The 8450-nt window shown below is 33.8% G+C and carries 7 protein-coding genes; 2 read left to right on the top strand and 5 right to left on the bottom strand.

The window, feature by feature from the left end; genetic code table 11:
• Positions 1-1259, top strand: a 1259-nt coding sequence (locus tag ACO5GE_RS07435) for a Ppx/GppA phosphatase family protein (protein WP_484830287.1), incomplete at its 5' end; no start/stop codon positions are given.
• A gap of 32 nt (positions 1260-1291) precedes the next feature.
• A complete protein-coding gene (locus ACO5GE_RS07430; protein WP_484830286.1) occupies positions 1292-1996 on the top strand; it encodes a transglycosylase domain-containing protein in 705 nt (234 codons plus the stop codon).
• Positions 1997-2195: 199 nt separating this feature from the next.
• On the opposite strand, the gene ACO5GE_RS07425 is transcribed toward ACO5GE_RS07430, so the two are convergent.
• The 5 genes from ACO5GE_RS07425 to ACO5GE_RS07405 all read right to left on the bottom strand — a co-directional run.
• Positions 2196-3728, bottom strand: a complete 1533-nt coding sequence (locus ACO5GE_RS07425; RefSeq protein ID WP_484830285.1) for a Mur ligase family protein — start codon at positions 3726-3728, stop codon at positions 2196-2198.
• Positions 3729-3751: 23 nt separating this feature from the next.
• A complete protein-coding gene (locus ACO5GE_RS07420; RefSeq protein WP_484830284.1) occupies positions 3752-4945 on the bottom strand; it encodes a carboxylate--amine ligase in 1194 nt (397 codons plus the stop codon).
• A 379-nt stretch (positions 4946-5324) separates the two neighbouring features.
• The gene (locus ACO5GE_RS07415) at positions 5325-6842 is read right to left on the bottom strand and encodes a dihydrolipoyl dehydrogenase family protein (protein ID WP_484830283.1); all 1518 of its coding nucleotides are present in this window, start codon (positions 6840-6842) and stop codon (positions 5325-5327) included.
• The gene (locus ACO5GE_RS07410; protein WP_484830282.1) at positions 6829-7848 is read right to left on the bottom strand and encodes an FUSC family protein; all 1020 of its coding nucleotides are present in this window, start codon (positions 7846-7848) and stop codon (positions 6829-6831) included. The genes ACO5GE_RS07415 and ACO5GE_RS07410 overlap by 14 nt, the downstream gene beginning before the upstream one ends.
• 343 nt (positions 7849-8191) lie before the next feature.
• The coding region (locus ACO5GE_RS07405; RefSeq protein WP_484830281.1) for a GNAT family N-acetyltransferase at positions 8192-8450 on the bottom strand (259 nt) is incomplete at its 5' end.

The following is an 8450-nucleotide window of genomic DNA, read 5'->3' as shown; positions in this document are numbered from 1 at the left end:
CTGTTTCCAACTCGAATATTGTCGTGGATTTGATTAAGAAGAAAGTTGGAATCCCAATAGAACTAATCAGCGAAGAACAACAGTGTTACTATGATATGTTATCGACTTCTGCTTTTGTCGAACATCCTAACGGGCTGATTTTTGATTTAAGTGCCGGAAGTTTTCAACTGATTCACATGAAACACAGAACAATGGAATCTTTTTACAGTTTTCCAGAAGGTGCTATTCAATTAGGACGTATTTTTAGAGATAATTCTCTTTCAAAAGAAGAAAAAGAACATAAAATCAATGTAATTGCAGATAAAGTAATTCAACAAGTACCATGGCTTTCGACATTAGAAAATCTACCTGTTATTGCAATGGGAAGAAATATTAGATACATTGCAAGGTTAGATATGTATCTTAGAAAATATCCGTTGGATATTGTTCACGGATACTCTACCAATATCGACCGTATTGAGTATCTCTACGAAAATTTCAACTTAGAAGTGTTGGAGAATTGGGAAAAGAACGAGGATATTCAACATGACTACAATATTTTGCTCGGTTCTATCTTCTTTACAAAGACACTACTTCAAAAATTATCCGTTCCTTCCATCACAATTAGTGGAAACGGTTTAAAAGAAGGTGTTTTCTACAACTATTTAATGAAGGAGAAAAAAATTATTATCCGAAGTCCTTTGATGCACTCTATCGAAAATATTATCAAACTAATGGAGCTTGATTCTCTTCACGCTTTTCAAATCAGATGGCTCGCAATGGAGATTTTCACCAATATCAGAGATGTATTGAACTTACCTGAAACAAAAGATGTTGATTTGCATCAAATTGTAAACACCAGTGCTTTATTGCATGATAGCGGTTCCGTTATCAATTATTACAACCACCATCATCATTCTTACTGGGTTATCTTGAATTCTCCTATCTGCGGTTTGACTCACAAAGAATTGTTAATGAGTGCTTATATAGCTTCATTTCATAGAAAAAACAATTCTTATATCACTTTTGACCAATACTCTGAGATTCTAACGGAAGATGATATCACTATTATTCGAAAATTAGGTGTCATCCTAAAACTTGCAGAATCACTCGATAAAAGAATGGATAACGTAGTAAAAAATATTGATTTCACCATAACAGATACTGAAATCATTATGGAAATTTCCGCCTCCATTTATTTGGATATGGAATTGAGAGATGCTTCCAGAATTTTAGATGAATTTGAAACAATCATTGGCAAAAAACTGGTTCTAAAATAAACTTATTCTTTTGAAGTTATGGAGGAACAATCATGACATTACTTCATAAATTTTTGAAAAAGGTGTTCTTACTTGTATTAACTCTAGTCATTATCGTTACCTTAATGATATTCGGTCGTGGATACCTATACTATCAATATATCGTGCACGATGTTCCGGTTGAACAGAAAATAGACACCATTCGACAATCAAGGCATTACACTACATTAAAACAAGTGAGTCCTCACTTCAAGAATGCAATTTATTCTGTAGAGGACAGCCGTTTTTATCAACATGGTGCTATTGATCCTATCGGTCTTGTTCGTGCGATGAGAAATAATATCAAATATCGCAAATGGCGTGAAGGTGGAAGTACTATTACACAACAACTTGCCAAAAATATGTATTTCTCTCATAAAGACAAAGGGGATAGAAAAATACCGGAACTTTTTATTGCAAGAGAGTTAGAACGACAGTTGACAAAAGATGAAATTTTGGAGTTATATGTCAATATTATTTATTTCGGAGAAGGACATTATGGAATCCATGAAGCTTCTTACGGTTATTTTGGAAAAGCTCCTTCTGATTTAACCTTGAACGAAGCATCCTTATTGGCCGGATTACCACAGTCTCCAAGTATGCTATCTCTTAACAAGCATTTCAAACGCGCGAAAACACGGCAAAGACATGTACTAAAAACAATGCTTGACAATAACTTAATTTCAGAAGAACAAATGAACAGTGTTCTATCTAGATAGAACTCCTTAAAAAAATAAATAAAAAGATATGTACTCATAAGGGAATGATTCTGAAAAAATCTTTCTATTCTGATACATATCTTTTTTATTTGTAATTTATAATCTAATTAAAAAAATGCTTGTGTTTCATTCTATCAAAAAACTTTTGCTACTACTTTTTATGGTGCTGATATGAGAAAACTACCCTCGTTTTCTATTGTTATATTCCACACACACGATGCTCCACACACTTCATAATTTCTTTCTGTTCTTCCTGAGACTTGCCCTTTGCCAATTGTTGTAATATCATCTTTCCAGCGGAATCCATCCCCTGACAGCCGGCTAATAGGATTACATCTCCCATCTTTACTTCGTTCAAGATAAATGCAATCGCTTCCTCCAAGTCATCATAGATGGGTACTGTCCTGTTATAACGATTCATACTCTCTTCAAAAACAGAAACTTCTTCCTGCGTTACCACATCTTTTTCCGTTACATGACATACACTCTTTGTTGCGATAAAAGTCTTCAATGGAAGATTTTGAATTCCACGACAAATTTCTTCTGCATTCTCACGATTAACAACAACACCACGAGAACCTCGAATCGCATAGAGAAAATGTAATTGTTCATACTTCATTTTTTTCAAGGTTTCCAATGTCACACGAATATTTCCCGTATTTGCAAAATGATCGTCTATAATCTTAAACTCCTTATCATAGATTAGTTCAAACCTTCTCTCTACACCTTTGAAAGACCGTAAACCATCACGAATCATATCAATGTCAATCTGACACAAGAGGCATAATTCCATTGCAGCCATCGCATTGTAAACACTATGATAACCTGGAACAGAAAGAGCCATGTCAACCTCATTACTCAATAGGTTTAACTCACTTTCACTATGATTTGGTACAACCTTCCAACTTGCAATTCCTGTACTCAAGTCAAGCTGTGTGCAATACAAATCACCACAATTACTTTCTACACTGTATGTGATAACTTGATTATGCTTTTCCTGAATAAGGTCATGTAACAAACTGTCATCTGCATTGATTACTGCTTTTGCAGATGGTTTCATTCCTCTAATCAAAGAAGATTTAATTCGAAAATAATCTTCAAAACTTCCATGTAAATCAATATGGTCACGACTGATATTGTTAAAACATACAAAATCAAAATCTACACCATGAACACGGTGCAATTCCAACGCAGAAGAAGATACTTCCATTGTCAGATGTGTCACGCCCTGCTCAACCATCATCGCCATATATTTTTGAAGATCCAAAGATTCCGGTGTTGTTAAAACAGAAGGAATCACCTCATTTAAAGAACGAATCATTACCGTTCCGATAATCCCTGTCTTTTTACCAGCCTTCTTCAAAACTTCATCTACCATAAACGCCGTTGTTGTCTTTCCGTTTGTTGCTGTAATTCCTATCACAGTCATCTTTTTAGAAGGATGATCATAATAGTTTGAACCCATAGTTGCAAGTGCAATTCTACTGTCCTCCACTTTAATCTGAGGAATTTCTATGTCTTGAAAAGTCTCTACAATCGCAACAATCGCTCCATGTTCAACTGCAGAGGTCAAATATTTGTGTCCGTCCGTCTTATATCCCTTGATACAGACAAACGCTCCATTTTGTTCTACCTTTGCTGAATGATAAGCAAGAGAAGAAATTTCCAAATCCATATCTACATTTTTACATTCTATCACAGACACATTTTGCAACAGTTTAGATAGCTTCATCTCGTTTCCCCTTCCATTCATTCTTACTTCTTTTTTTGAAATTTGCCCATCACCCTTGCTGTCAATTGCTTGTTAAACTTCCAAAACGGTTTTAAATCATCTATGTCCCAAATCGCAGGAGCTTTTTTAGTATAGTATGATTTTGCTATCTGAAAAGGTGTCAGTTGTTTCGTCTTAATATAGTCTCTAACTGCAAACATATCTTCATAAGCACACCAAAATACAATTCCTAAATCTTTTTCAATCGACATGTTCGGTACCGGATGTCCTACCATCTCACGATAAGTAATGTACGGCATATTTAATCCGCACTTATACAACAGTGCATTAAAGTTCGTGATTCTAACATTCACTTCAATAATATAGAACTGTCCTGTATTTTCATCTTTTTTGAACTCTATTTCTGCAAATCCTCGAAATCCTGTTTTCTTTAAGAAAGGCGCTGCAATATCATATAACTCTTTCACATATTTTTGTGTTGTATAAACTGAAGCACCAAAGTTAATCGGATACTGTCTATATTTTTGACAAGTTGTCCAATGTGTAATCTCTCCCTCTTGGTTGATATATGCATCAAACGTATACATATGGTCATCAAATCCGGGAATAATTCGTTGAATAAATACATCAATATTTTTTTCTTTTGCTTTTGCTACTGCTTCTTCAAGCTCTTTTTCATCATGAACCTTAAACATCTTTTGCCTGAATTCATGCATAAACGAAGGAGAGTCTGCCGGTTTTACCATACAAGGAAATCCAACATTCTGTTTTACCTTTTCCATAAAATTTTCCTCATCCAAGAGTACTGTTTCCGGAATCACAGCTCCCACTTCTTGACAAAATTGATAGAACTTATCTTTATCCATCAACTTCGTATAAATTCCTTTTTCTTGCATTGGAAACAGGTAATATTTTTTTAATTCATCAAAATAGGTATCTACAAACTCTACATAAGGATCTGCAGTAGGAATCAAAACCGGCTTTTCTTCTTGGACCTTTGCATAATCTATCAAAAATGACAAAAATTGCTCCGGTTCATTTTTATAATGAGGTGCAATTCCAATCTCTTCACAATATCTTGATTCCAAACCGTATGCTTTATCTCTATCATAATCAATAGCTGTAACGGATACACCTGCTTTTCCCAAACATCGAATCGTACTTAAACCGATATAATAGTTTGCTCCCAGCACCACTGCCTTATTCTTATATTTCATGTTCTTTATTCTCCTTTTGTTCAATATAGTTTCATTGTAACACAACAAAGTATTGTTATCATCTTTTTTCTACTTCAAAACAATAAATTCCAAACTGTTCTCTTTGCTCGTCCTCTAAAGACTCATCTCTCTTTCTTTTACTGATGTCATCTACTTCATATACCTTGTCCGGTCAAAAAAAGAGTTTAGTTCGCTTTACAATCATTGAAGTAAGTAACAACTATCGATACCCTCTTGAAATGATAATACATAGAAAATAGATATACTACTTATACTTTATATTCAAAACCACAACTCTATCAAATCGTTAACAAAATAAAAAGAGAACCTCCGTAAAGTTACAAAAGTTCTCTTTCAAAGTTATTAGCTTTCTTTATCATCACAATTCTTCATCTACATGATAATAAGTCCATGCAGGTACTTCTGACAAAGTAGGATGTGCCACCATGGTTTCTCTTAAGGTTCTAAATTGATCAGATGCCAGCTCTCTTGTCAATCCTTCTCTTCGCAACTGTTGTGCAACTTCGCTTCCAATATGCGAATTGATCGGTTGCAAGATATGTGTTTTGGTATTCATCATCGTAACAAAAGATTGAATCAAAACAGACGCATCTTCTCCTGTAACATGCAATCCTAAGATACGGTTCGTTTTTTTATCCAAAATCAATTTTGCAAATCCGTCATACTCACTATTCGGTTCAAATCCCAACGCATATCCTTTTGCTGTTTGAGAGTATCTATTCATCCCGATAGAAACTTCATATCCCAACTTTTCTGCTTCCTCTTGTGTCAAACCTACATGGGCAACTTGAGGATAACAGAATGTTACATAAGGGACCAATGAATATTCCGCCCAACGAAATTCATTCGGTTGTTTTCCCATAAACAAATTGTGTGCAACGATATCAGCCTCATAGTTCGCTTTATGTCTGAACTGTTGTTTCCCGTTAATATCACCGATTGCCCAAATACCTTCTACACTCGTTTCCAAAAATTCATTTGTTACAATCCAACCTCTTTTATCAATCTCAATAGAAGTATTCTCTATTTTTAACATGTCGGAATTTGGTCTGATTCCGGGCGCTATAAAAATTTCTTCTGCTGATACTGTCGTAATTTCTCCGCTTTCCCTATCTTGAATCTCTAAAACCTTTTTTGTTTCTTCTTGTCTAATCTCATTAGTTTCTTTATTCAAATGAACCTCTACTCCAAATTTTCTAAGGTATTTCAAGACCAATTCTGAACTTTCCTTCTCCTCCTTCGGCAACAGTCTAACATTGTGCTGCACTACGGTAACTTTTGTTCCCATTGCAGAGAAAATGTGTGCAAACTCTACTCCGATTGGTCCGCCTCCAACAACAATCAAACTTTTATATGGTTTTGTAGGATACTTTTCTCCAAAAATTGTCTCACTTGTCAGATATCCAACTTCTTCCAAATTTTTGATAGATGGAACCTTCGTTCTTCCTCCCACATTGATAAAAATCTTATCAGCTGTCATTTGTTCTGGTGTTGTTCCATTGTTATACGATACTTCTATTACTTTATCAGAAACAAAATATCCTGTCCCTTCATACACATCTAAATTAGTTTGAAGATGATAAAACTCATTCAATTCATCACTTTCGCTAATCTTATCCCAAACTCTGTCAGACACTACTTCCCAATCCACAATAGGTTTTGTCGTTTTAATTCCAATGTTACCAAGTTCTTCCATTTTTCTTATTTGATCTGCAACAGTTGCCAATACCTTTGTCGGAATACAACCTCTCGTCAGACAAGTTCCACCGAACTTTCCTTTTTCAATCTGCGCACAATATAATCCCTGTTTTAACGCCTCTTCCAAAATAATATTGCCAGCACCTGTTCCTATCACAATCACATCATATTTTTTCATTTACAGTCCCTCCTACTTCCTCTAATTGTTGTTTCAATCTCTCTAAACCATCTAATATCTTATGAATATGATAATTATAAATTACCTTTGTCTCTTCCTCCAAACACTCTTCACAACTATTGTAATACTCTTGACGAAAAAATGCCTCTTTTTCAACAGATTCTCCATCAATTTTTATAGAGTTTTCATAACATGATTTCCGATACAAAATTGATACATCATACCCTAACATATCCTGCAATCGATTATGATTTTCATCATCTAAATTTCCGTACAATTGTAACTCCTGCATTATACAAATATGTCGATATACTTCATTTAAGTCTCTGATAACCTCATCCCACACAATCACAGTTGAGCCATCATTCAATAAATGTTTCGTATACCATTTACTATCAGCTAAATATAGTTTATACAGTTGTTTTATCTTAGATAATCTCTGTTCCAATAACTCGATATCAATTACTTTATCCTTACTCAATTTTTGCAAAAAAACTTGTTTTTCTTCCAAAAACAATTGCTCTGCATTATTCATAAACTGTTTCTCATAGTTAGGAGGTGAAATCAGATAATTGACTGCAAAAGCAATCCCAATTCCTATCACAGTATCTAATACACGAACAATTGCATAATACGATACACTTTCATCCCTTGTCGTAAGACAGATGGATAAAAATACAATTAGTGAAATTTGAATCGATTGACTCCATTTTAACTTCAACTGAACATACATAATCAGAACAGCAAGAATTCCAATGATAACGGAATTCAATAAATTAGATTCGGAAATACAAAAATTTAAATAAATAATTCCTGCTATTCCTCCTAAAGTAGTCCCTGAAATCCTCCCTAATCCTTTTTTAAAACTGTCATCTAACGTATTTTGCATAGCAATAATTGCTGCAATCACAGTAAAAAAAGGATATCGTAATTGAAATATACTTGAAATCAAAACTCCGATAGCTATTGCTATTGCAGTCTTAATAACCCTCATTCCTACAACCATATTGTCCCCTCACTCATTTTTATATCTGTCTATTAACATACCCTAATTTTTAATATTTAAAATAATTTATTGCCTTATTCCCCAAATGAAAAGAACAGTAAACCTTTTTTGATTTACTGTTTTTAACAATATTATTTCCTATAAGTAATAAATTTAAAGAAAAATCGTTACTAACATCACATTGAACTCTTATTAATGTCAATAATTTTAATTCTTTTAATTATCACTATCCTTTATATACATACATTACTTCTCGAAGAATCTTCCCTCCAATATTAACATCGATACAGTTGTCAGTTTCTATAAAATGATGCTTTTTATAAAATTTTTTTCTAAATCATTTTCATCCAAAACCCACAAAAAGATATCCTTTATTATTTAATTCTAGAATAACTGTTTCAAATAATTTTGTTTCATACCCTTTCCCTATATGCTCTTGACATAAATACATAGTAACAATTTCTCCATAATTGGGATACTCAGAAAATCGTGATTGACAAAAACTACTCGCACCAACATATTTCCCATCCTCAATGCACAGAAGTATGTACCAATCAGATAATTCTAACATTGTTATCCATCTATCTTTCTCAATAGAATCA

Source organism: Filifactor sp. (genome assembly GCF_057248345.1).
This window is presented reverse-complemented; position numbering and strand designations above follow the sequence as displayed.

Bases quoted from the DNA above. Each gene is read 5' to 3' on its own strand.
- ACO5GE_RS07420 (WP_484830284.1), bottom strand. From the start codon at position 4,945: ATGAAATATAAGAATAAGGCAGTGGTGCTGGGAGCAAACTATTATATC.
- ACO5GE_RS07430 (WP_484830286.1), top strand. From the start codon at position 1,292: ATGACATTACTTCATAAATTTTTGAAAAAGGTGTTCTTACTTGTATTA.
- ACO5GE_RS07425 (WP_484830285.1), bottom strand. From the start codon at position 3,728: ATGAAGCTATCTAAACTGTTGCAAAATGTGTCTGTGATAGAATGTAAA.
- ACO5GE_RS07410 (WP_484830282.1), bottom strand. From the start codon at position 7,848: ATGGTTGTAGGAATGAGGGTTATTAAGACTGCAATAGCAATAGCTATC.
- ACO5GE_RS07415 (WP_484830283.1), bottom strand. From the start codon at position 6,842: ATGAAAAAATATGATGTGATTGTGATAGGAACAGGTGCTGGCAATATT.